Origin of the sequence: Bacillus sp. B1-WWTP-T-0.5-Post-4 (genome assembly GCF_009183795.1) — a bacterium.
Classification (GTDB): domain Bacteria; phylum Bacillota; class Bacilli; order Bacillales; family Bacillaceae_G; genus Bacillus_A; species Bacillus_A cereus.
The window spans coordinates 498,252-522,622 of sequence record NZ_WEIJ01000001.1 but is presented as its reverse complement, the minus strand read 5'-3'; the positions used below and the strand labels follow the sequence as shown (position 1 = coordinate 522,622).

Sequence of the window (24,371 nt, the reverse complement as noted above, 5' to 3'; positions counted from 1 at the left end):
TGAACTAATTGTTTCAGCTTTTTGTCTTTTTTGCTGTTAATCATAATTATTATTCGGATTTAAAGTGTTTTTATTTGATTTATCTATTTGTATAAATTAATGTATATTTGAATTTATAGTTATTGAGGAGGATATATGGTGAACTTTGAAGAATTAGCAATTGCTAGACGTTCTGCAATGAAATTTATACAAGGTATAGAAATCCCTAATGAGGATTTTAAAAAAATATTTGAGTTAACTAAGCTTTCTCCATCTTGCTATAATTTGCAGCACACACATTATGTTGTAATTCGTGATCAAGAGCGAAAAGAAAGATTAAAAGAATTAGCTTTCGGTCAATATAAAGTATCGAGTGCATCAGCGGTAGTGCTCGTTTGTGGTGATAAAAAAGCATACCAAAATGTTGAAAATATTTACTTCGGTATGAAAGTTTTAAAAATGATTGATGAATGTGAATATGAAGATACAATTAGGCAAACGAAAGGTTTATATGAAGGAAAAGGAGAGCGTTTCATGGAGGATGAAGCGATTAGAAATGCTTCGTTAAGCGCGATGACTTTTATGTACGCAGCTAAATATTATGGCTATGATACATGTCCAATGATTGGTTTCGATGAAAAAGCAGTACAAAGTGAATTAAATATGCCAGAGCATATAGTACCTGTTTTAATGATTACGATAGGAAAAAGTGATACTACTAAAACTCGCCCACGAGGATATCGAAAGCCGATTAGTGAATTTGTTACATACGAATCGTTTTAATAAAGTGAAACTTTAAATCAGTAGGGGTCTTACTGCCCGTTAATGCGGGACAAAATTTATTTAACTATAAAAAACAAGGGGATTCTAAATAGAATCTTCTTGTTTTTGCAATTGACAAATAGAATGAAGTTTTATAATATATAAATCGTAATCATTACGTTTTAGTTGCAATCTTTGAAAGAAAGGAGAATTAAATATGCGTGTAAATATTACATTAGCTTGTACGGAGTGCGGCGATCGTAATTACATTTCTAAAAAAAATAAACGAAACAATCCAGAACGCATCGAACTAAAAAAATATTGTCCACGATTAAAGCGAGTAACGTTACATCGTGAGACGAAGTAAAAGACTAGAGATATCTCTAGTCTTTTTTTTATAGTTCTTTGGTTTTGTTTGTTATAATTACCTTAAAATGTAATAAAGGGAGCGGTATGATGAATCAAAAAGATAAAGAAAGAAAAGAGCGAGTGGCTCATATTATTAACATTCCAGATGAATATAGTCTTGTTGTAGATGATCAAGAAGGGGTTGATGACCCGTATCATCTATTATGGTGGGAGCATAAAGAGGATCAGGAGAGAACGATACAAATTACATTGAATAGACATACTGGTAATTTAATTGAGTTTAGGATAGATGATGAAAATTCTTTTTCAAGTGGTAAGGAAGCGATAGAGGAGAAGAAGGCAAGGGAGATTGCAAATGCGTTCTTGAAAAAATATACAAAAGAAGGATATGAATTCTATACATATGTAACGGTTAAGGACGACAGGCGTGGTTGGAAAGAAGTAAATTATATGCAAGAAGTGAATAGCTATCCATTGCCGAATACAGGGTGCGTTGTGCGAGTGAACCCTTCAGGTAATGTTGTGCAATTTCATTACAATGGACAAAAAGCTATAGAGAAAAAACCGTTATGGCCAAGTGAAATTGTTGAGGAGAATATCGTTTTAGAAAATTTGAAAGCTAGACAAGATATGAGACTTGTATTTATAGATTTAACATACTCTTCATGTGAGTATGAAAGCGGGGAAGAAGTAAAAGGGTACCATCTTGTATATGAACCAGAGCCTAGTCATGCGTTTATTGATGCAAGTACAGGTAAAGATTTATATGAGCCAGATCATTATAAATTGCCTTCGGCTGTAGCTGTTGGAAAATCGAGAAAAGGTAACGAACGAGGTGACATATTCGAATTATTTGACTGGAATAAAGAAGGTTTTACAAAAGTAGATGAGACGGAAAATGATGATGAAATAAGGATGAAATTTGTTCCGAAAGAGGAATTACAAAAACAGAAAGAAGAAAAGAATCCATATTTAATGAATGAATTCTTTAAAAAGCATTTACCGATGTTGAAATATAATAATTTAGTTAGCGTTACAATTGATAAATTAACCAATGAATTAACTGGTTTTATAAAACTGACAGATGATAAAGAAGTAAAGCAAATACTGTCTAGAGAGGAATGTTTACAAAAAGCACTTCAATTTTTAGAACGAGTTATTCCAGATATCAAACAATATCTGCGTCTTTGGGAGGAACGTGAAGAAGCAGAAGATGGGATTGAAAGATTTATCTTTTCTGTATATATAAATGATATTCCGGCAGAGTATAACCAATTTATGATCAACATCAATGTAGAAAATGGTGCTGTTATGCACTACTCGGGGGAGTCTAGCAACTTTATAAAAAAATTACTTACATATGAAACAACACCAAAATTAATAAAAGAAAAAGCGTTAGAAATATACAGAGCGGCTATCCGAGTTAAATTAGAATGGTTTTTAGATCATGATGCAGAGGAAACGAAATACAAACTACTGTACAAACAAACGACAGATGAAAAACATAAAGAACCTTTTGATTGTAGTCGGGAAATTCGTTATATTGATGCCCAAACTGGGAGAAAGATTTGGAGTAAGTAAAATAAAAAGAGTTATTTTTCAAAGAAAATAACTCTTTTTATTTTTATAATTTGCCTGTTCGCTTTTCAAAAGTAAATGTGATAGGAAGATTGGAATGAGAACTATCACTTTTAAATATTACTTTCCATTCTTTAGTATGGGCTTTAATTTCAAAATTAAGAAGATTCATCGCTCTACGTTTATCTATTTCTAAAAACATATTATGAATTTCTGGTTCTTGCTGTAAATTAAGAGCCTTTAGTGTGACTGTAAATGTGAAAAAATTCTGCCCTTCATATACTATTTTTGATATTTTTGTTTTTTGTGTATTTAACAGCACATAAAAACGGTCTGATGGAGTTAATTGTACAGAGTCATCAGTAATTTCATTCTCGCTATTATGAAGTTCAACTAAGAAAGATGTACTATGTGAAGAATCTTTTTTGCTTGTAATCTGTAATTCAGTAGGAATCATCGGTATTTCATAAAAGTCATTCCTTATTATATTATTGTAATCCTCTGAAAATTTACGGACTTCTTTTGGAAAAGAGTCTTCTTGTGTACTTAAAAAAGTTTTATGTTGCTTTGGAATTTTTTCACTAAAATTTAATGTTTCTTTAAAGTAATAATTGGATCCAGTTAAAAATAAAAAACTACAAATTAATAAAAAAATTCGATACAGATTTTGAAAATGAAAGAACAATAGTATACATGTAATAATTCCAATTACATAGAAAATAAAGATAAGTAGTTCTAGTTTTGAGTGAAACGAGAAACCATAGTTATGAAAAAATTTTATTCCAGTTATAATTTGAGCTCCAAAAAATAAAGAAATTCCAAATTGAAAAAATAATAAATCAGGCCCTCTTTTAATAACAAAAGTAATGAACGAAATGAAAAGTAAAAATACCCCTAAATAAATTGTTACATTTAATAATCGTTCTAATGTAATCATGAATAATGTCCCCTTTAATAGCATATTCATATATAAATAACAATTTTATATAATTATAATATAACAATAAAATATTTTAAATGTTGGAAGTGTTGAGTTTTATAAATAAACTGTACAGACACAAACAACCTCACGCCCACATACACATAATAAAGACCACTATTTTGGCGGAGGTGAAAGGTTTGAGTCTATTCGCCGCAATTGGATATATGGTTCGAGAAGTGTTTGTCTTTGTTTCTTATGTGAAGAATAATGCGTTCCCGCAGCCGTTATCATCAGATGATGAGAGAAAGTACTTAGAGTTAATGGAGCAAGGTGATGCTCAAGCGAGAAATCTTTTAATTGAACATAATTTACGGCTTGTAGCTCATATCGTTAAAAAATTTGAGAACACAGGAGAAGATGCAGAAGATTTAATTTCAATTGGTACGATTGGGCTCATTAAAGCGATCGAGAGCTATTCTGCAGGAAAGGGAACGAAGCTTGCGACGTATGCAGCACGCTGTATTGAAAATGAAATTTTGATGCATTTACGTGTACTAAAGAAAACGAAAAAAGATGTTTCACTTCATGATCCGATCGGGCAAGATAAAGAGGGCAATGAAATATCGCTTATTGATATATTAAAATCAGAGTCTGAAGATGTAATTGATATGATTCAGCTTAGTATGGAGTTAGAAAAAATTAAAGAGTATATCGATATTTTAGACGAAAGAGAAAAAGAAGTGATTGTGAAACGTTTTGGACTTGGGCTAGATAAGGAGAAAACACAGCGGGAAATCGCTAAGGCGCTTGGTATTTCTAGAAGCTACGTATCACGGATTGAAAAGCGTGCTTTAATGAAAATGTTCCACGAGTTTGTCAGGGCAGAGAAAGAGAAAAAAGCGAAAGAGTAAAGTGTATTAGAAGCAGCCATATTTAAAATGGGCTGCTTTTCTTATTGTAAATAAGAAAAGAAAACGCGTTATGCTAAGAAGAAATACATGTTCACTGTTGAAAATGACGGATTCTATCTGTAATATTAGAAGGTGCTAAATAATTTAAGAATAATACCATACTTAGTTTTCTGTATATATAATAAGGCTGCTTTATATGATATGTGGGAATAAGAACCAATTTTACATATGATATAGAAAGAAAAGAAGGGGAAACTAAAGTTATAGACTGATTAGGGGGTTTCGCAATTTGCGACGTACATTATATCGACTTATGATAGAACTTACAAATGGTCGCTTTACTTCTTATATATTACGTAAATTTGCACAATCTCGTTTGAGCTCTATCATTATTCCATCGTATGCGAAAGTTTTTCAAATTAATCAAGATGAGATGGAAAAGGGTTTGAAGGAATATAGAACATTGCATGAATTATTTACGCGTAAGCTAAAAGAAGGAAAGCGTAGTATTGATACAGATGCATCGAGTATCGTTAGTCCTGTTGATGGTGTTTTTGCAGATCATGGTCCTATTGAGGATACAAAAACATTTGATATTAAAGGAAAGCGCTATTCAATTGTGGATATGCTAGGTAATGAAGAACGTGCAACGCGATATGCAGGCGGTACATATATGGTAATTTATTTGAGTCCAAGTCATTATCATCGCATTCATAGTCCGCTTTCTGGTTCTGTGACTGAAAGATTTGTACTCGGTAGAAAATCATATCCGGTAAATGCAGCTGGTATGGAATACGGGAAAGAACCACTGTCAAAAAATTATCGTTCTGTTACAGAAGTAAGCAGTGATGGCGAGCATATGGCTCTTGTAAAAGTAGGGGCCATGTTTGTTAATAGTATTGAGCTTTTGCATGAGAGAGACACTGTTCAAAAAGGTGAAGAAATGGCATACTTTACATTTGGTTCAACAGTTGTGTTATTGTTTGAAAAAGATATGATAGAAGTAGTGCAGGAATTAAAGAGTGGACAAGAGCTTCGTCTTGGTGAAAAAATAGCTACTCGCTTAGCTCATAAATAAAGAAAAGCTTTTATAACCGTAAGTAAGAGTTATGGGCAAAGATACTTAATGATGAAATCCCCTAGATGGGAGTACTTGTTTATTCGAGAGCCATCGTAGGATGGCTCTTTTTACAGGGCATCCAATAAATTATCCTTTAACTGTTTAATTGGTAAGGGCTGATTAAACTTTCACTTTATATGTAATCAAGATGATTTGACAAGCTTGTCCTCTAATGAGCGTCTAATGATTTCTTGTTTTATAAGTAAAATGAAGTCGGGATTTAATTTTAGTTCTTTTGCTTTATAATAAGACTCAGTGAGTAACTCAGTGGATAACTGTTCCATATGTTTTGTTTTCAAGGTGAGTCACCTCCTAATAATATAAGGATTGATTCGTTGATGCATTTAATGTACCAAAAAAATATGACAGTCACAAACGAGTGGTTATCCACATACCTAGGTGGATAAAGTGTGTATAGTTTGTTAGTAAATTCCAAATTAACTGAAAAATTAATGTGGAAAATGTGTACAATTTTATCCACAGGTTATATATCGAAAAATGTTGTCGAAAAATTTTATGAAAAATCCTCAAAGAGGTGAAAGAAATTGAAACTATTTTTACCAAATGAATATGTGAAAAATGTATATCATGTTCAACCAGAAGATTTAAAAAAACGTGGGATTAAAGGTGTTATTACTGACTTAGATAACACTTTAATTGAATGGGATCGTCCCAATGCAACACCGCAACTTGAAAAATGGTTTTTGGAAATGAAAGAGCAAGGCATTCAAGTAACGGTCGTTTCAAATAATAATGAGCAACGTGTAAAAGATTTTGCTGATCCATTAGGTATTCCATTTATTCATAGTGCACGTAAACCATTTGTTCGCGCATTTAAGCGTGCGATACAAGAGATGCGTTTGCAGCCAGATGAAGTTGTAGTAATTGGAGATCAGTTACTGACTGACGTGCTTGGTGGAAACCGAGTAGGCCTTCATACAATTTTAGTTGTACCGGTAGCACAAACGGACGGATTAGTAACGCGCTTTAATCGAAAAATTGAACGAAGAATTATGAAAAATATGAAGAAAAAAGGTTTAATTAACTGGGAGGAATAAAGTTTGACTGAAACAATTAAATGTATTGGTTGCGGTGTAGAAATTCAAACAGAAAATAAAAACGAAGTGGGGTATGCTCCTGCCTCATCTTTAGAGAAAGAACAAGTTATTTGTCAACGTTGTTTTCGCTTGAAGCATTACAATGAAATTCAAGATGTATCGTTAACAGATGATGACTTCCTACGCATTTTAAATGGAATTGGAAAATCAGATGCATTAGTAGTCAAAATTGTAGATATTTTTGATTTTAATGGTAGCTGGTTACCTGGCTTACATCGTTTCGTAGGGAATAATAAAGTATTACTTGTTGGAAATAAAGCTGATTTAATTCCAAAGTCAGTAAAACATGATAAAGTAAAACATTGGATGCGCTATAGTGCAAAGCAGCTAGGATTAAAACCAGAAGATGTCTTTTTAATTAGTGCAGCGAAGGGACAAGGAATCGCTGAATTAGCAGATGCTATTGAGTATTATCGCGGCGGCAAAGATGTTTATGTTGTTGGATGTACGAATGTAGGGAAATCGACATTTATTAATCGTATGATTAAAGAATTTAGTGATGAGACTGAAAATGTAATTACAACATCTCATTTCCCAGGAACAACACTTGATTTAATTGATATTCCATTGGACGAAGAGTCTTCTTTATATGATACGCCAGGTATTATTAACCACCACCAAATGGCTCATTATGTTGGAAAGCAAAGCTTAAAGCTTATTACACCAACAAAAGAAATTAAGCCGATGGTATTCCAATTAAATGAAGAACAAACGTTATTCTTTAGTGGATTGGCACGTTTTGATTATGTAAGTGGTGGTCGTCGTGCATTTACTTGTCACTTCTCGAATCGCTTAACAATCCATCGTACAAAGCTTGAGAAAGCAGATGAATTATATAAAAATCATGCCGGGGATTTACTAAGCCCACCAACGCCAGAAGAATTAGCAAATATGCCTGAGCTAGTGAAATACGAATTTAATATTCGTGAACCTAAAACGGATGTTGTATTCTCTGGATTAGGATGGGTTACTGTGAACGAACCAGGAGCAAAAATTGTTGCACACGTACCAAAAGGAGTAAGTGTTTCACTACGTAAATCTTTAATTTAATATGGAGAGGGATTTATGAAACAATTATATGGTGTAATCGGAAATCCAATTGGACATTCATTATCACCCGTTATGCATAACGATGCATTTGAACACTTGAATATGGATGCCCATTATCATGCGTTCCTTGTTGAAGAGGAATTGCTAGGGGAAGCAGTAAGAGGTTTAAAAGCATTAGGTATTTCAGGATTTAATGTAACAACTCCGCACAAGGTTGCTATTATGGAGTATTTGGATGAGATTGACCCATTGGCAAGGAAAATCGGTGCAGTAAATACAGTGGTTCATAAGGATGGAAGATTAATTGGCTATAATACAGACGGGATTGGTTTTGTTCGAGCGTTGCAGTCAATTAGTAATGAACCACTTCAAGGGAAACGTATTTTGTTACTTGGTTCAGGTGGTGCTAGCCGAGCTATTTATTTTTCTCTTGCTGATGTAGGTGTAAAAGAGATTGATGTAGCCAATCGTACAGTAGATAAGGCAAAGGAACTTATTGCTGCACGTACGGCCGATGTTAATTCTGTTGCTTTGTCGTTAGAAAAAGCGACAGAAGAACAAGGAAATTATGATATTATCATTCAGACGACAACGATAGGTATGCATCCACACGTAGAACATACGCCATTACAAATTTGTTCGTTAAAAAAAGGAACGATTGTATCAGATATAATTTATAATCCATTTGAAACGAAAATTTTATGTGAGGCAAAACAGCAAGGTGCAATCATTCAAAATGGTATTGATATGTTTGTTTATCAAGGAGCACTTGCATTTGAAATGTGGACAGGCCGCACGCCAAATATCGAGAGAATGAAACAATTAGTTATAGAAAAGCTTGGAGGCTAACATATATGTTAACAGGAAAACAAAAAAGATTTTTACGTGCACAAGCACATCATTTAACACCAATTTTTCAAGTAGGAAAAGGCGGAGTAAATGAAAATATGATTAAACAAATCGCAGATACTTTAGAAGCTCGTGAGTTATTTAAAGTAAGTGTATTACAAAACTGTGAATTTGATCGCCGTGAGGTTGCGGAAGAACTTGCAAAAGGTGCACGTGCTGAAATCGTTCAAGTAATTGGAAGCACAATCGTTTTATACAAAGAATCAAGAGAAAATAAACAAATTAAGCTTCCTCGATAAAAAGACTAGCATGCGCTATTTTTATCGTTTATGCGTAATGATGTAGAGAGCGAAACCAATTGAACTTTTATTAATAGCAACTCTCTTCATTCCTAACCGAGGAGAGTTGCTGTATGTAAAAGGAAGGGGCGTTTCTTTTGAGAAAAATTGGCATCATTGGCGGTACATTTGATCCGCCTCACTATGGACATTTGCTAATTGCAAATGAAGTATATCACGCTTTGAACTTGGAAGAAGTATGGTTCTTGCCAAACCAGATTCCGCCACATAAACAAGGGCGGAATATTACAAGTGTAGAAAGTCGTTTACATATGTTAGAGCTCGCGACTGAGGCAGAAGAGCGCTTTTCTATTTGTTTAGAAGAGCTAAGTAGGAAGGGCCCATCTTATACGTATGACACTATGTTACAATTGACGAAGAAGTATCCGGATGTGCAGTTTCACTTTATTATTGGTGGGGATATGGTTGAGTATTTACCGAAGTGGTATAACATTGAAGCTTTACTTAATCTTGTAACGTTTGTTGGAGTTGCAAGACCTGGGTATACATTGCATACACCATATAAGATTACTACAGTGGAAATTCCGGAATTTGCAGTTTCTTCATCCTTATTACGTGAGAGATATAAGGAGAAGAAAACGTGTAAATATTTACTTCCCGAAAAAGTACAGGTATATATCGAGAGGAATGGGTTGTATGAATCGTGAGAATGCACTGCATATTGTCAAACAACAAATGCATGAAAAACGTTATATACACACAATTGGTGTAATGGAGACAGCGATTGAGCTTGCTAAGTTATACGGTGTGGACGAAAAAAAAGCAGAGATGGCAGCTATATTCCATGATTATGCGAAATGTAGAGCGATTTCAGAGATGGAAGAGATTATTAAACGTGAAGATTTGCCGAAAGATTTACTTTGCTATAACAAAGAGTTATGGCATGCACCTGTTGGGGCATACTTAGTAGAAAAAGAAGTAGGCATTACGGATTCTGAAATTTTGCAAGCTATTACATATCATACAAGTGGTCATGAGAATATGACGATGTTAGATAAAGTGATTTATGTAGCTGATTACATTGAACCTGGGCGAAAGTTTCCAGGAGTGGAAGAGGCTCGTAAACTCGCATATACAGATATAAATCAAGCTTTATTATTTGCGTTAAAGAGAACAATTCAATTTTTAATGGAAAAAGATCAGACGATTTATCCATTAACATTCCAAACATACAATGCAGTTATCAAGGAGGAAATGAGTAAATGAACGATAAAGATTTATTAGTATTAGCGGCAAAAGCAGCTGATGATAAGAGAGCAGAAGATATGGTTGTCCTAAATATGCAAGGTATTTCACCAATTGCAGATTATTTCATTATTTGTCACGGGAATTCAGACAAACAAGTGCAAGCAATTGCACGTGAAATTAAATCAAAAGCACATGAGTTCCAAATCGACGTACAACGTATGGAAGGGTTTGACGAAGCACGTTGGGTATTAGTTGATCTTGGAGATGTAGTTGCTCATGTATTCCATAAAGATGAGCGTAATCACTATAATTTAGAGCGTCTATGGGGCGATGTGCCACGTGAAGATATTACAGAAGAGTTAGGCCAATGAAATACGAACAATTTGCATTGTTGTACGACGAACTAATGAATGATGTCCCTTATGATAAATGGGTGGAATTTACAGAGGAAAGTTTACAGCAGGCAGATATGAAAGAGGCAAAAATTCTTGATGTAGCATGCGGTACGGGTAATGTAACCCTGCCGCTTGTGCAAAAGGGTTACGATTTAATAGGTGTCGATCTTTCAGAAGAAATGTTAACAGTCGCTCAGCAAAAACTAGGAGGAGAGGGATACTTTATTCCTTTTTATCAACAAGACATGCGAGAGCTTGATGTTCCAGGTGAGTTTGATTGTGTAACCATCTTTTGTGATTCATTAAATTATGTATTGCAAGAAGATGGAGTACAAGAAACATTTAGAAGAGTATTTCACCATTTACGTCAAGATGGTTTGTTTTTATTTGATGTACATTCTTTATATAAAATACATCATGTATTTCAAAATGAAACGTATACAGTGAATGGAGAAGAAATATCTCTTATTTGGAATTGCTTCCCTGGTGAAGAATCAAATAGTGTAGAGCATGATTTAACATTCTTTGTTCAAGATCCGGAAGAAGATGTGTACCATCGGTTTGACGAATGTCACGTGCAACGTGCATATCAAGTGGAAGAGTTAACGAAATGGCTTGAAGAAGCAGGTTTTACAGTGCTTCGTGTAACAGGTGATTTTGAGCGACTTGAAGTTACAGAACAAACAGAGCGTATTTTCTTCATGGCGAAGAAAAACGGATAAAACAAAAGCAACCGAGAAGGTTGCTTTTGTTTTATAAAGAAGATGTATTTTTAGTTCTAGCATAATCTGAAGATCGTATGAGTAAAGTGCGGGAATAGTAGTTGAAGTGAAAATGTATTGTAAAAAAGTAAGTATTTATAAAAAGGATTTGGAATGAAAATGACGTATTTATTATGTGTGTTTATTGAATTGCTGATCAACGCATTCTAAATCTTCATCAAATTTTTCATGTGTTCGCTCGATTAACTTATGGAACATATCTCCAACGTGCTCTTCTAAAACCCGAATGCCTTCCCCAGTAACGCCGCCTTTCACGCAAACCTTTTCTTGTAAGGTAGGTAATGTGAAGATTTCTTTTTCAAGTAATTTCCCCATCCCCACGACCATTTCACTTACTAAAGTAGTAGCCTCTTCGTGTGTAATATTTGTTTTATCTACAGCAGCGTTAATGAAGCATTGTAGTAAATAACTAAAGAAAGCAGGACCGCAACTTGCTATATCAGATGAAACGCGCGTTATATCTTCTTCTATTACAAGAGGTGTAGAAATGTTTTTGAATAGACGAAGTAGTTTTTGTTGCCATTCTTCAGAGCAATTATCTCCAAATGTAAATAGTGAGGCGCCAGAGAGCGCGCGATTTGTGATACTTGGAATGATACGCGCGACGTGGCAAGGTACGAGAGTCTCTAATTGTGATGGAGATATTGGACTTGTAATAGAAACTAAGCACGTTTCATCAGAAAAATGTTCAGCGTATTTTTTTAGGATAGGGTATATATCTATCGGCTTGACACAAATAAAAATAAGTTGTGATTGTTCGATTACTTCCGGGATTGTTTTTGCTATATGAACAGAAGGGTATTTTTCTTTTATATGATATGCTTTTGCAGGCGTCCGATTAATGATTGTAAGGCACGAAGGTTTGACAGCACGGGTTTCTAAAAATGCATCGATTAGTATATTCCCCATGTTTCCTGTCCCTATAATTCCTATGTTCAAAGTTTCATCCCTCCTTCGTAACAGCTTTCTCCTAAACAATATGAATGATGTTATAAATTTATGATTAGAGGTGTAAAATGATGTGGGATTTTCCGAAAAAGTGGTTAGGTTTAGTAGCTATTATTGGAACTTTACTTTTTCTTGTTTTTTGGAAAACGAATCAGAGTGTAGAACGAACGCCTATTACAATGAATGTACAAGAGAAGGAAATCGAAAAAAAGGGTAAACCGAAAATATCGGATACAAAGGAACAGAAAAGAACAATTATAATTGATGTGAAAGGAGCGGTTAGTAAAGAAGGGGTATATGAAATGAAGGAAGGAGATCGCGTAAAGGATGCGGTTCAAAAGGCTGGTGGTTTTTTATCAGAAGTAGATATGAAAAAAGTGAATTTAGCACAAATTGTACAAGATCAAATGCTCCTTTATATACCGAGTAAAAATGAATCAGAACAAGGGGTGCTTACTTCTTCTAAGGAAGATGGCAAGATTCGAATAAATACAGCGGCGAAAGAACAACTAGAAAAAATTACAGGGATTGGCTCTCGAAAGGCAGAAAGTATTTTGAAATATCGAGAAGAACATGGTCCGTTTCAGAAAATAGAAGATTTATTAGAGATTGATGGGATTGGTGCGAAGTCTCTTGAAAAGATAAAAGATCAAATTATTATTCCGTAAAAGATTGACGAAGTTTTTCTTCTTTCGCTACACTACAAGTAGACAAAAAAGTAGGTGAAAAATATGGAACGAATTTCATGGGATCAATATTTTATGACGCAAAGCCATCTACTATCTTTGCGTAGTACATGTACAAGGCTTGCGGTAGGAGCGACAATCGTTCGCGATAAACGAATTATTGCTGGTGGATATAATGGTTCAATTAAAGGTGGCGTACATTGTATAGATGATGGTTGTTACGTAATCGATAATCATTGTGTTCGGACAATTCATGCCGAAATGAATGCTTTATTACAATGTGCCAAGTTTGGTGCGAAAACAGAGGAAGCAGAAATTTACGTTACGCATTTCCCTTGTTTACAATGTTGTAAGGCAATTATTCAAAGTGGTATTACAGCGGTTTATTATGCGCAGGATTATAAAAATCATCCATACGCCATAGAGTTATTTGAACAAGCGAATGTAACAGTGAAACACGTTCCGCTAGAATATGATATTGCTGCATTAGAGGATCAAAAACGTTATACAGAGTTGAAAGAATTATTTGCGTCTTTAGAAAAAGATAATTTATCAATGGAAGAATTACAGCATGTATTCACGAAAGCAAAAATGATGCTATAAGGAGTGAGTATAAGTTGCAAGAACAATGGGGGTATGTTGCAATCTCGTTTATAATAGGGATTGCAATTGCCTTTTCCTCGTCACTTTTATTGATAGTTTTTTGCCTCTTTTTAAATGTTTTCTTCTGTTTATATCGCACTTCGCGTAAAACCTTCATTTTTTGTATTGTAGCGTGCTTTAGTAGCGTTATATACACTTCCTATGTTCGAACGTGGAATAAGCCTCTAGGGGAGTCCTATGGAGTTACAAGAGGGGTTATACAAAATACACCACTTGTTAATGGAGATCGCCTATCTTTTCAATTTGAAGATCAGAATAAAAATATAGTGCAGTTAAGTTATAGAATAAAATCAGCTTTGGAAAAGAAAAAAATGCAACAATTATACGCAGGGATATCATGTGTATTCGAGGGTGAGAGGAAAGAACCGGAAACAGCTCGGAATTTTCATGGTTTTAATTACCGTGATTATTTATACAAACAACATATTCATTTCACATTTGAGGCTACATATATTTCTGAATGCTATAAAACATCACTGTCGCTTACGCAATGGATTCTTCTTTTGAGGCAACAAGCAATCTCGAAAGTTACAGAAATGTTTCCAGAGCAATCAGGTGCTTTTATGAATGCATTACTATTTGGTGATAGACAACAAATGACGTTTGAAGTGGAAGAGCAATATCAACAATTTGGTCTTGTACATTTGTTAGCAATTTCAGGTTCGCACATTGTATTGTTAATGGTAATAGTATATTTTATTTTGCTAAGAAGCGGTGCGACAAGGGAGGTAGCAACAATTTGCCTTATCGTTTGTATTCCTTTGTATATGGTTTTAGCAGGGGCGTCACCCTCTGTTATAAGAGCTTCTATAACAGGAGTTTTGATGTTGATTGCTTTTATGTGCTCGATTCGTTTGTCTAGTTTAGATGCTTTAAGTGTAACAGCTATATGCATGCTTATATATGACCCTTATCTTGTTTTTAATATTGGATTTCAGTTTTCTTTTGTAGGTAGCTTCGCTTTACTTTTGTCTGCTCCGTTATTGTTAGGGAGTAGCAACGGAGTAATCCGGAATTCTATTTATATTTCTATCATTTCACAGCTCGTTAGTACTCCGATTTTGTTATATCACTTTGGTTATTTTTCTCCATATAGCATTCTCCTCAATCTCTTATACGTTCCGTTTTTATCTATCATTGTATTACCATGTAGCATTATTATTTTACTGTGTATGCCAATTGTCCCGTTTCTCGCAAAAGGATTTGCCGATGTATTATCAATAGGCTTGAGTATGTCTAATGATTTTCTAAGTTATTGTGAAAGTTTACCATTTACCCAGCTTATCTTCGGGGAAACGCCCCTCAATCTTGTAGCTGTATATTGCGCGAGTATTGTCAGCATATTGATGGTTTGGGAAAGAAGAGCGCCGAAAAAAATAGTTTGTATAGTTGCAAGTGTATTTCTTTTTATTAGCACATGTCATTATATATATCCATATTTTAGAGGAAGCGGAAGTGTAACATTTATTGATGTTGGACAAGGTGATGCAATATTAATTCGCCTTCCGTATGATAAAGGGATTTATCTTATTGATACAGGTGGAACGCTTCGTGTGAATAAGGAAGAATGGCAACAAAAAAAGCATGAATTTTCTGTTGGGAATGATGTTTTAATACCCTTTTTACAAAAAGAAGGTATTAAAACAATTGATAAATTAATCGTAACGCATGGAGATGCAGATCATATAGGTGCTGCACAAGAATTATTATCATATATACCTGTAAAAGAAGTGGTATTTGGCCGAAAGGGAAAAGATGCAGTATTAGAAAAAGTAGTCAAGAAACAGGCATTAGAAAAGGAAATGAAAATAACTGAAGTGGGGGAAGGGGCGAGTTGGAGTGTAAATGAAGCGGAATTTTTCGTTTTAGCTCCAAAAGGAAAAGAAAAAAGCGAAAATAACGCTTCAATTGTAATATGGGCAAAATTTGGAGGGTTGAAGTGGCTATTTACAGGCGATTTGGAAGAAGAAGGGGAAAAGATTTTAGTAGAGGCATATCCAGATTTACAAGTGGATGTTTTAAAAGTTGCTCATCATGGGAGTAATACGTCATCTATAGAGCCTTTTTTGAACGTCATGCAGCCTCGTGTAGCGATTATATCTGTTGGTAAGCAGAATAGGTATGGACACCCGCATAAAGAAGTGATAGAGCGTTTTGAGAAGATGGGGAGTGCGATATGGCGCACGGACAAGCAAGGTGCTATTTCCTATGTTTTTAAAGGGGAAAATGGAACCTTTAAAAGTAAAATCACATATGATAAAACACATAATAGATGAAAAAGAGAAGACTGCCATGAAGTGGCAGTCTTTAAGAACCGATAAATTTAATAACAGTTGCAATGATGAAAAGTGTTGCGAAAAAACCAAATGAGACGATAAATCCTACCCCTGAATCAATAGCGTCATTGCGTTTACTTTGAACGTTTTGTTCAAAATCATTCATTTAGAATCCCTCCCCAACATTCCACTTTAGTATAAAATATTGTCAGAAAAAAATCTACAATTTCCATATGAAGAGAAAACGAGCTTTTTTGCTACTTTTAAATCATGAAGTAATGTGAGTTTTTCGTTTCCAAGCATGTTAACAGTTGGCACTTATACTCAAATTTTTATTGCGAATAATAAAGGGAAGGTGATTACCGCACACCAATAAGAAACCCGGGGCTTATTGCGTGGCGTTTAATATAAATAAAGGGACGGGTTATAAAGCCTGTTCCTTTGTACTTGTAAAACAAAAGCTAGGGCATTAGTATAAATATATATTGCCAAGTTAGGGAGTAGGAAAAAGTATGAGTGATATACATAAAAAAATTAAAAAGAAACAGTTTGCTCCGTTATATTTACTATATGGAACGGAAGCTTTTTTTATAAATGAAACGATAAAGCTTATTACGACAGAAGCACTTGAAGAAGAAGATCGAGAGTTTAATGTTGTGACATACGATTTAGAAGAAGCGTATTTAGAAGATGTGGTTGAGGATGCGCGTACGCTTCCTTTCTTCGGAGAACGGAAAGTACTGTTAATAAAATCACCGTTATTTTTGACTTCGCAAAAAGAAAAGTTAGAGCAAAATATAAAAATTTTAGAAGAATACATTGGTGAACCTTCTCCATTTTCTATTCTTGTTTTTGTTGCGCCTTACGAAAAACTTGATGAGCGAAAAAAAATTACAAAACTATTAAAGAAAACAGCAGATGTAGTAGAAGCAAATGCGATGCAAATACAGGATGTTCAGAAATGGATTGTTGCTCGTGCAGATGAAGTGCATGTGCATATTGATAACGCGGCTGTTAGTTTGTTGCTAGAGCTTGTGGGAAGTAATGTAACAATGTTGGCGAAGGAAATGGACAAGTTAACGTTATACGTTGGTATGGGTGGAGAGATTACGACGAAACTTGTTGCAGAGCTTGTGCCAAAATCCGTTGAGCAAAATGTATTCGCTTTGACAGAAAAAGTGGTGAAAAAAGATATTGCAGGTGCAATGCAAATTTTGGATGGATTATTTACGCAGCAGGAAGAGCCGATTAAATTGCTTGCGTTATTAGTGAGTCAATTCCGCTTGTTGTATCAAGTGAAAGAGCTACAGCAACGTGGTTATGGACAAAATCAAATTGCGTCTCATATTGGTGTACATCCGTATCGCGTGAAGTTGGCAATGAATCAAACGAAGTTTTTCTCTTTTGAAGAATTAAAAAAAGTGATTATAGAATTAGCGGAAGCTGATTATAGTATGAAGACGGGAAAGATGGATAAGAAACTTGTGCTCGAGTTTTTCTTAATGCGATTAAATCATATGTGATGACACAAAAAAGTTCATGTACTAAGTACATGAACTTTTTTGTATATAAAAAAACGATCCAAATGGATCGTTTTTTAAACGCCTTACGCGTTTACTTGTTTCGCTAAGCGAGATTTTTGACGAGCTGCAGCGTTTTGGTGGATAAGACCTTTACGAGCTGCTTTGTCAAGTTTTTTAGAAGCAGTTTTGAAAGCTTCTTTAGCATTTTCAAGATCGTTATTAGTAACTAAAGCTTCTACAGTTTTAACAGCAGAACGCATGTCAGACTTGATAGAAGCGTTATGTGCACGACGCTCTTCGCTAAGTTTAGCGCGTTTGATAGCAGATTTGATGTTTGCCATACTTTTCACCTCCCTGGTGCAATCGAATGACTCGATTCTTACATAGAACAAGTGATATTCTATCAAACGGTGAAGAGAATTGCAATAGTATATCCATGAAATTTCACGTAAAGGAAAGAATGACCTTATATAACTTTGGGAAATCTAACGATATTTACTATGAATTACGGAGGAGATACGATGAAAGAACCATTAGATTTAAGTAAATATAGCATTAGAACTGACCTTGCTGTAGAAGCTCATCAAATGTTGCAAGAAAGCCAAGAAGAACAAAAAGGGATACAGGGAGTTATTGTAAAAGAGAGAGAAGAAGAGGGGACTATAATTACAAAAGTAACAATTGATGAAGCTGCCTCTGAAGCGATGGGTAAAAAGCCTGGAAATTATTTAACGCTTGAAGTACAAGGGATACGTCAGCAAGATACAGAACTTCAACAAAAAGTGGAGCGTATTTTTGCAAAAGAATTTTCTTGTTTCTTAGAAGAGGTTGGAGTTACAAAAGAAGCAAGCTGTTTAATTGTAGGTCTTGGGAATTGGAATGTAACACCAGATGCTCTTGGACCGATAGTTGTAGAAAATGTATTAGTAACGAGACATTTGTTTCAATTACAGCCTGAAAGTGTAGAAGAAGGGTTTAGGCCTGTTAGTGCAATTCGGCCGGGGGTAATGGGAATTACAGGGATCGAAACGAGCGATGTTATTTATGGGATTATTGAGAAGACGAACCCGGACTTTGTAATTGCAATTGATGCATTAGCTGCCCGTTCTATTGAACGAGTAAATAGCACGATACAAATTTCTGATACTGGAATCCATCCTGGATCGGGGGTTGGGAATAAACGTAAAGAACTAAGTAAAGACACATTGGGTATCCCTGTTATCGCAATTGGTGTTCCGACTGTGGTCGATGCTGTTTCGATTACAAGTGATACGATTGATTTTATTTTGAAACATTTCGGCCGAGAGATGAAAGAAGGAAATAAACCTTCACGATCTTTGTTACCAGCGGGATTTTCATTTGGAGAAAAGAAAAAATTAACAGAAGAAGATATGCCGGATGAAAAGAGCAGAAATATGTTTTTAGGTGCTGTTGGTACGTTGGAAGAAGAAGAAAAAAGAAGGCTGATTTATGAAGTGCTATCTCCTCTTGGTCATAATTTAATGGTAACCCCAAAAGAAGTAGATACTTTTATTGAGGATATGGCGAATGTAATAGCGAGTGGTTTAAATGCGGCGCTGCATCATCAAATTGATCAAGATAATACGGGAGCATATACACATTGAGGGGAACAGATGATTATCGTTTGAGTCGCTTTACGCTTTTGTGTATATGTAGTGTGGCTTTATGTTTACTTATGATGATAGCAGGAGTGGCACTTGCTAATCATGGTTTGAAAAGTATGAAAGGTTATCAGCAATTGTCATATGAACAAATAGCTCATATGACAGGGACAGAAAGTACAGGTGCTGAATCAGAAATTTTGGGTAGCTCGTTTTCGGCCTCAGAAAAACAACAACAGTTAGAACGTTTAAGAAGTTTTAATGTTGTAGAAGGAATTGGGATGGCAGTAGCAAGTGTAGCTTATGAAATGACGAAGTTCGGAACGGATATCGTTGTTGGGAAAATAAAAAGAATTTTTAGCTAAGAGTAACATGGGAGGCGGTTGTTTTACTGGTTTGTAAGACAGCCGTTTTAAAATTTGAAAAGGGTTTGTCTCTTATGGTTTATTCGCATAAGATATAGATAGAATGATTTGTATCGTAAGCAGCACGAGTTTTCATTGAATCTTTGTTGCTCTATTGATATAATCAGTGCTAGTGTATATTGGCGAGACTATTAGGAGTTGAGAACATAGATGAATAAAGAAGAAAGAGCAAAAAGACAGTCCAAAATCCGTAATTTCTCTATTATTGCTCATATTGACCACGGAAAATCAACGTTAGCAGACCGTATTTTAGAGAAAACAAACGCGTTAACACAACGTGAAATGAAAGCTCAGTTGCTTGACTCTATGGATTTAGAGCGTGAGCGTGGTATTACAATCAAATTAAACGCAGTACAATTAAACTATAAAGCAAAAGATGGTGAAGAGTATATTCTTCATTTAATTGATACACCAGGACACGTCGACTTTACGTACGAAGTATCTCGTAGTTTAGCGGCTTGTGAAGGCGCGATTCTTGTAGTAGATGCAGCGCAAGGTATTGAAGCGCAAACGTTAGCAAACGTATACTTAGCGCTTGATAATAATTTAGAAATTTTACCAGTTATTAATAAAATCGACTTACCGAGTGCGGATCCAGAACGTGTACGTCAAGAGGTAGAAGATGTAATTGGTTTAGATGCATCAGAAGCGGTACTTGCTTCTGCGAAAGCTGGAATTGGTATTGAAGAAATTTTAGAACAAATTGTTGAAAAAGTACCAGCTCCGGCGGGTGATTCAGAAGAGCCGTTACAATGTATGATTTTCGACTCTTTATATGATCCATACCGCGGTGTAATTGCTTATATCCGTGTTGTAAATGGAACAGTAAAAGTTGGCGATAAAGTACGTATGATGGCAACGGGTAAAGAATTTGAAGTAACAGAAGTAGGTGTATTTACACCGAAAACTACGCAACGTGACGAGTTAACGGTAGGTGATGTAGGTTTCTTAGCAGCATCGATTAAAAATGTTGGTGACACACGCGTTGGTGATACGATTACACATGCGAAACGTCCAGCTGCAGAGCCGTTAGCAGGTTACCGTAAGTTAAACCCGATGGTATTCTGTGGTCTGTATCCAATTGACTCTGCTCGTTATAACGATTTACGTGATGCATTAGAAAAATTAGAGTTAAACGATTCTGCCCTTGAGTTTGAACCAGAAACATCTCAAGCGCTAGGATTTGGTTTCCGTTGTGGTTTCTTAGGACTTCTTCACATGGAAATCATTCAAGAACGTATTGAACGTGAATTTAAGATTGACTTAATTACAACAGCGCCAAGCGTTATTTATAAAGTTTATTTAACTAACGGTGAAGATGTTATTGTTGATAACCCATCTAATATGCCAGATCCACAGTCTATCGATCGTGTAGAAGAGCCGTTTGTGAAGGCTTCAATTATGGTTCCGAATGACTATGTTGGAGCTGTAATGGAGATTTGCCAAGGTAAACGTGGAACGTTTATTGATATGCAATATTTAGATGAAACGCGTGTTACATTAACATATGAAATCCCGTTATCAGAAATCGTATATGACTTCTTTGATCAATTGAAATCAAATACGAAAGGGTATGCATCATTTGACTACGAGTTAATTGGCTATAAACCATCTAAACTTGTGAAAATGGATATTCTTTTAAATAATGAACAAGTGGATGCTTTATCATTTATCGTACACCGTGATTCAGCGTATGACCGTGGTAAAGTAATCGTAGAGAAATTAAAAGAATTAATTCCGAGACAACAGTTCGAAGTGCCAATTCAGGCGACTATCGGAAATAAAGTTGTAGCACGTTCTACAATTAAAGCGATGCGTAAAAACGTACTTGCAAAATGTTACGGCGGTGACATTTCTCGTAAGCGTAAACTTCTTGATAAGCAAAAAGAAGGTAAAAAACGTATGAAGTCTGTTGGCTCTGTAGAAGTACCGCAAGAGGCATTCATGGCTGTACTGAAAATGGATGACAACTAATATTTGAAATAAAAAAGAAGTCGTTTGTGCGGCTTCTTTTTTCTGTATAATTACTTTTTAGACATCTGAGCAGCTCTCATTTACAATAATGAGAGAGCTTTTTAGTTCATATAGAGTTAGGAGATTGTTAATGTCCGAAAATATTCGAAAAGATATTCAAGATAAAATACAAAATGGTAATTTTAATTGTGAAAAGGAATTGACGCTTTCTATTATTAGTGGAAAGTGGAAAGTTGTGATACTGTGGCATCTTGGTGTGGAAGGGCCGCATCGTTTCAGTGAATTACAACGGTTATTCCCAAGCATTTCTCATAAAGTTTTGTCGAACCAATTAAAAGAGTTAATGGAAGATGGGATTGTTGATCGGACAGTATATCCCGAAATTCCTCCTCGCGTTGAGTATTATATGACGGAACTAGGCATGTCACTTTTACCGATCGTTGAAATGATGTATGATTGGGGAAAAATGCGAATGGAACAAATTCGTAATACGTTAGAGAAGTAGAGAACCCTCCGGAGTGCGGAGGTTTTCTTTTTAGAAAGGTAGGAGTTATATTTGGTACAAGCTGCATACATTCATATTCCGTTTTGTCAGCACATTTGTCACTATTGTGATTTTAATAAAGTGTTTATTGAACGCCAACCGGTTGATCAATATTTAGATTATTTAGAGAAGGAAATAATAAATACGGTTCAAAAAGTTCCATTTGATAGTATGAAAACGATTTTTGTGGGTGGGGGAACTCCGACAGCGTTAAATATGGAACAGACAAAAAAATTACTCGAGATTATTAATCGTCATTTGCGTCCGTTCGCCCCGAATTGTGAATTAACATTTGAAGCGAATCCAGGAGATCTACCGAAAGAGAAGCTAAATGTACTGCTAGAAGGTGGAGTAAATCGAATTAGTTTTGGTGTGCAAACGTTCCGTGATGAACTTCTTGAGAAGATCGGGCGCAAGCATACGAGGGAAGATGCATTCCTCGCGATTCGAGAGGCACAGGAAGTAGGCTTTAAAAATATTAATGTAGATATTATTTATGCTTTGCCAGGACAGACGATAGAAGATGTAAAAGAAACATTAGATATTGCTTTTACGCTTGGTGTACAACATTTCTCGGCATATTCATTAATTGTGGAGCCAAAAACAGTGTTTTATAACTTAATGAACAAAGGGAAATTACGTCTTCCGGGTGAAGACCATGAAGCGAAAATGTATGAAATAGTAATGGATGAAATGGAGAAACACGGTTATAACCAGTATGAAATTAGTAATTTCTCAAAAGGTGACAATAAAAGTAGACATAATCTCACATACTGGAATAATGAAGAGTATTATGGATTTGGAGCTGGAGCTCATAGTTATGTGAACGGAGAACGTATTCAAAATGTTGGTCCCCTGAAGCAATATTTTAATAAAATTGATGAAACAGGATTTCCGTATTTAGATGTTCACAAAGTGACGGAGAAAGAAAGAATGGAAGAAGAGCTGTTCTTAGGGCTTCGAAAAACAAAAGGTGTTTCTAAAACGGCGTTCCGCAATAAATTTAATGTAGAGATGGATCAAGTTTTCGCGAAGCAGTTACAAAGCAACCAAGAGCAGGGATTGCTTGAAGAGGAAGATGGACATGTGCGTTTAACGCGAAAAGGAAAATTATTAGGGAATGAAGTATTCCAATCATTTTTGATTGACTAATTAAATGTTCTATAGGCGTGAAAAAGTTTCATTATTTCGTGACGTTTCCGTTGACAATTGAATGTCAATTTTGGTAAGTTATTAATAGATTTAGCACTCAAAGACAAAGAGTGCTAACAGAGGTGATGATGAGATGCTTACGGAACGTCAGCTCTTAATTTTACAAACAATTATTGATGACTTTATTGGATCAGCGCAGCCCGTTGGGTCTAGAACGTTGGCTAAAAAAGATGAAATCACATTTAGTTCAGCTACTATTCGAAATGAAATGGCGGACTTAGAAGAATTAGGCTTTATTGAAAAAACGCACAGTTCTTCTGGACGTGTTCCTTCTGAGAAAGGCTACCGATTTTATGTAGACCATCTTTTAGCGCCGCAAAACTTACCGAACGCTGAAATTGTACAAATTAAAGATTTATTTGCTGAAAGAATTTTTGAAGCGGAAAAAATTGCACAGCAATCTGCTCAAATTTTATCAGAACTTACGAATTATACGGCAATTGTTCTTGGACCGAAGTTAAGTACAAATAAACTTAAAAATGTACAAATTGTGCCGCTTGATCGTCAAACTGCAGTCGCTATTATTGTAACCGATACAGGGCATGTACAAAGTAAAACGATTACCGTTCCGGAATCTGTTGATTTATCAGATTTAGAAAAAATGGTTAATATTTTAAATGAAAAGCTATCTGGCGTACCGATGGAAGAACTTCATAATAAAATCTTTAAGGAAATTGTTACAGTTTTACGTGGGTATGTTCATAATTACGATAGTGCAATAAAAATGTTGGATGGTACATTTCAAGTTCCGTTATCGGAAAAGATATACTTTGGAGGAAAAGCAAATATGCTTTCGCAGCCAGAGTTCCATGACATTCAAAAGGTTAGATCTTTACTTACCATGATTGATAATGAAGCCGAATTTTATGACATTTTGCGTCATAAACAAGTCGGGATTCAAGTGAAAATTGGTAGGGAAAACTCTTCGACGGCTATGGAGGATTGTAGTTTAATTTCTGCAACATATTCGATCGGCGAAGAGCAACTTGGAACAATTGCTATTTTAGGTCCTACGAGAATGCAATACTCTCGTGTAATTAGTTTGTTACAGTTATTTACGAGACAATTTACTGATGGGCTTAAAAAGTAAATGAGAGTAATACATTCGCTCAAGTG

The 24,371-nt window shown here is 35.2% G+C and carries 28 protein-coding genes; 23 read left to right on the top strand and 5 right to left on the bottom strand.

Annotated elements, in window-relative coordinates:
- The first annotated feature begins 135 nt into the window (after positions 1-135).
- From GBN91_RS02890 to GBN91_RS02880, 3 genes are all read left to right on the top strand, one after another.
- The gene (locus GBN91_RS02890) at positions 136-762 is read left to right on the top strand and encodes a nitroreductase family protein (RefSeq protein WP_044306410.1); all 627 of its coding nucleotides are present in this window, start codon (positions 136-138) and stop codon (positions 760-762) included.
- Between the two features lie 196 nt (positions 763-958).
- A complete protein-coding gene (gene rpmG / locus GBN91_RS02885; protein WP_001265617.1) occupies positions 959-1,108 on the top strand; it encodes a 50S ribosomal protein L33 in 150 nt (49 codons plus the stop codon).
- Between the two features lie 89 nt (positions 1,109-1,197).
- Complete coding sequence (locus GBN91_RS02880) at positions 1,198-2,691, top strand: YcdB/YcdC domain-containing protein (RefSeq protein ID WP_152121242.1); 1,494 nt, start codon at positions 1,198-1,200, stop codon at positions 2,689-2,691.
- A gap of 43 nt (positions 2,692-2,734) precedes the next feature.
- Here GBN91_RS02880 and GBN91_RS02875 read toward each other — a convergent pair whose 3' ends face one another.
- Positions 2,735-3,655, bottom strand: coding sequence for a hypothetical protein (locus GBN91_RS02875; RefSeq protein ID WP_193222111.1), 921 nt, complete (start codon positions 3,653-3,655; stop codon positions 2,735-2,737).
- A 152-nt stretch (positions 3,656-3,807) separates the two neighbouring features.
- Here GBN91_RS02875 and sigK point away from each other — a divergent pair, with 152 nt between their 5' ends.
- Together sigK and GBN91_RS02865 are read left to right on the top strand one after the other, a co-directional pair.
- Positions 3,808-4,521 carry an RNA polymerase sporulation sigma factor SigK gene (sigK, locus tag GBN91_RS02870; RefSeq protein ID WP_000051382.1) on the top strand — a complete coding sequence of 238 codons (714 nt, stop codon included), beginning with the start codon at positions 3,808-3,810 and terminating at the stop codon, positions 4,519-4,521.
- Between the two features lie 289 nt (positions 4,522-4,810).
- Positions 4,811-5,599 carry a phosphatidylserine decarboxylase gene (locus tag GBN91_RS02865; RefSeq protein WP_001255000.1) on the top strand — a complete coding sequence of 263 codons (789 nt, stop codon included), beginning with the start codon at positions 4,811-4,813 and terminating at the stop codon, positions 5,597-5,599.
- Between the two features lie 185 nt (positions 5,600-5,784).
- On the opposite strand, the gene sda is transcribed toward GBN91_RS02865, so the two are convergent.
- Positions 5,785-5,940 carry a sporulation histidine kinase inhibitor Sda gene (gene sda / locus GBN91_RS02860; protein ID WP_000850094.1) on the bottom strand — a complete coding sequence of 52 codons (156 nt, stop codon included), beginning with the start codon at positions 5,938-5,940 and terminating at the stop codon, positions 5,785-5,787.
- Between the two features lie 246 nt (positions 5,941-6,186).
- On the opposite strand from sda, the gene GBN91_RS02855 reads away from it, so the two are divergent.
- From GBN91_RS02855 to GBN91_RS02820, 8 genes are all read left to right on the top strand, one after another.
- Positions 6,187-6,699 (top strand): YqeG family HAD IIIA-type phosphatase, encoded by a 513-nt coding sequence (locus GBN91_RS02855; protein ID WP_000765314.1) that lies wholly within the window; start codon positions 6,187-6,189, stop codon positions 6,697-6,699.
- Positions 6,700-6,702: 3 nt separating this feature from the next.
- Complete coding sequence (gene yqeH / locus GBN91_RS02850) at positions 6,703-7,809, top strand: ribosome biogenesis GTPase YqeH (protein WP_000140799.1); 1,107 nt, start codon at positions 6,703-6,705, stop codon at positions 7,807-7,809.
- Between the two features lie 15 nt (positions 7,810-7,824).
- Positions 7,825-8,658 carry a shikimate dehydrogenase gene (aroE, locus tag GBN91_RS02845; protein ID WP_152121240.1) on the top strand — a complete coding sequence of 278 codons (834 nt, stop codon included), beginning with the start codon at positions 7,825-7,827 and terminating at the stop codon, positions 8,656-8,658.
- A gap of 5 nt (positions 8,659-8,663) precedes the next feature.
- Positions 8,664-8,957, top strand: a complete 294-nt coding sequence (gene yhbY / locus GBN91_RS02840; protein WP_000955224.1) for a ribosome assembly RNA-binding protein YhbY — start codon at positions 8,664-8,666, stop codon at positions 8,955-8,957.
- Positions 8,958-9,094: 137 nt separating this feature from the next.
- Positions 9,095-9,664, top strand: coding sequence for a nicotinate-nucleotide adenylyltransferase (gene nadD / locus GBN91_RS02835; protein ID WP_152121239.1), 570 nt, complete (start codon positions 9,095-9,097; stop codon positions 9,662-9,664).
- A complete protein-coding gene (gene yqeK, locus GBN91_RS02830; RefSeq protein WP_001078477.1) occupies positions 9,654-10,223 on the top strand; it encodes a bis(5'-nucleosyl)-tetraphosphatase (symmetrical) YqeK in 570 nt (189 codons plus the stop codon). The genes nadD and yqeK overlap by 11 nt, the downstream gene beginning before the upstream one ends.
- Positions 10,220-10,576, top strand: a complete 357-nt coding sequence (rsfS, locus tag GBN91_RS02825) for a ribosome silencing factor (RefSeq protein ID WP_000998173.1) — start codon at positions 10,220-10,222, stop codon at positions 10,574-10,576. The genes yqeK and rsfS overlap by 4 nt, the downstream gene beginning before the upstream one ends.
- A complete protein-coding gene (locus GBN91_RS02820) occupies positions 10,573-11,322 on the top strand; it encodes a class I SAM-dependent methyltransferase (protein WP_000873069.1) in 750 nt (249 codons plus the stop codon). Before rsfS ends, GBN91_RS02820 begins: the two co-directional genes overlap by 4 nt.
- 171 nt (positions 11,323-11,493) lie before the next feature.
- Here GBN91_RS02820 and comER read toward each other — a convergent pair whose 3' ends face one another.
- Positions 11,494-12,321, bottom strand: a complete 828-nt coding sequence (comER, locus tag GBN91_RS02815) for a late competence protein ComER (protein ID WP_001020554.1) — start codon at positions 12,319-12,321, stop codon at positions 11,494-11,496.
- A gap of 77 nt (positions 12,322-12,398) precedes the next feature.
- Here comER and GBN91_RS02810 point away from each other — a divergent pair, with 77 nt between their 5' ends.
- The 3 genes from GBN91_RS02810 (at position 12,399) to GBN91_RS02800 (ending at position 15,955) form a co-directional block, all read left to right on the top strand.
- Entirely contained in the window at positions 12,399-12,998 is a 600-nt protein-coding gene (locus GBN91_RS02810; RefSeq protein WP_000989937.1) for a helix-hairpin-helix domain-containing protein, read from the top strand.
- A 63-nt stretch (positions 12,999-13,061) separates the two neighbouring features.
- Positions 13,062-13,619, top strand: a complete 558-nt coding sequence (locus GBN91_RS02805; RefSeq protein WP_000439769.1) for a ComE operon protein 2 — start codon at positions 13,062-13,064, stop codon at positions 13,617-13,619.
- A 14-nt stretch (positions 13,620-13,633) separates the two neighbouring features.
- Positions 13,634-15,955, top strand: coding sequence for a DNA internalization-related competence protein ComEC/Rec2 (locus GBN91_RS02800; protein ID WP_152121238.1), 2,322 nt, complete (start codon positions 13,634-13,636; stop codon positions 15,953-15,955).
- Positions 15,956-15,986: 31 nt separating this feature from the next.
- Here GBN91_RS02800 and GBN91_RS02795 read toward each other — a convergent pair whose 3' ends face one another.
- Entirely contained in the window at positions 15,987-16,121 is a 135-nt protein-coding gene (locus GBN91_RS02795; protein WP_000997609.1) for a YqzM family protein, read from the bottom strand.
- Between the two features lie 346 nt (positions 16,122-16,467).
- Here GBN91_RS02795 and holA point away from each other — a divergent pair, with 346 nt between their 5' ends.
- Positions 16,468-17,478 carry a DNA polymerase III subunit delta gene (gene holA, locus GBN91_RS02790; RefSeq protein ID WP_001279916.1) on the top strand — a complete coding sequence of 337 codons (1,011 nt, stop codon included), beginning with the start codon at positions 16,468-16,470 and terminating at the stop codon, positions 17,476-17,478.
- An 83-nt stretch (positions 17,479-17,561) separates the two neighbouring features.
- On the opposite strand, the gene rpsT is transcribed toward holA, so the two are convergent.
- A complete protein-coding gene (gene rpsT / locus GBN91_RS02785) occupies positions 17,562-17,819 on the bottom strand; it encodes a 30S ribosomal protein S20 (RefSeq protein WP_001274011.1) in 258 nt (85 codons plus the stop codon).
- A 180-nt stretch (positions 17,820-17,999) separates the two neighbouring features.
- Here rpsT and gpr point away from each other — a divergent pair, with 180 nt between their 5' ends.
- The 6 genes from gpr to hrcA all read left to right on the top strand — a co-directional run bounded on the left by gpr (position 18,000) and on the right by hrcA (position 24,345).
- The gene (gpr, locus tag GBN91_RS02780; RefSeq protein WP_000662616.1) at positions 18,000-19,103 is read left to right on the top strand and encodes a GPR endopeptidase; all 1,104 of its coding nucleotides are present in this window, start codon (positions 18,000-18,002) and stop codon (positions 19,101-19,103) included.
- A complete protein-coding gene (locus GBN91_RS02775; protein ID WP_152121237.1) occupies positions 19,100-19,465 on the top strand; it encodes a YqxA family protein in 366 nt (121 codons plus the stop codon). Before gpr ends, GBN91_RS02775 begins: the two co-directional genes overlap by 4 nt.
- Positions 19,466-19,675: 210 nt before the next feature.
- Positions 19,676-21,499 carry an elongation factor 4 gene (gene lepA / locus GBN91_RS02770; protein ID WP_001030949.1) on the top strand — a complete coding sequence of 608 codons (1,824 nt, stop codon included), beginning with the start codon at positions 19,676-19,678 and terminating at the stop codon, positions 21,497-21,499.
- Positions 21,500-21,629: 130 nt separating this feature from the next.
- Positions 21,630-22,004 carry a winged helix-turn-helix transcriptional regulator gene (locus GBN91_RS02765; protein ID WP_001293539.1) on the top strand — a complete coding sequence of 125 codons (375 nt, stop codon included), beginning with the start codon at positions 21,630-21,632 and terminating at the stop codon, positions 22,002-22,004.
- A gap of 51 nt (positions 22,005-22,055) precedes the next feature.
- Entirely contained in the window at positions 22,056-23,195 is a 1,140-nt protein-coding gene (gene hemW / locus GBN91_RS02760) for a radical SAM family heme chaperone HemW (RefSeq protein ID WP_000249433.1), read from the top strand.
- Between the two features lie 133 nt (positions 23,196-23,328).
- Positions 23,329-24,345 (top strand): heat-inducible transcriptional repressor HrcA, encoded by a 1,017-nt coding sequence (gene hrcA, locus GBN91_RS02755; RefSeq protein WP_000954941.1) that lies wholly within the window; start codon positions 23,329-23,331, stop codon positions 24,343-24,345.
- Positions 24,346-24,371 lie beyond the last annotated feature (26 nt).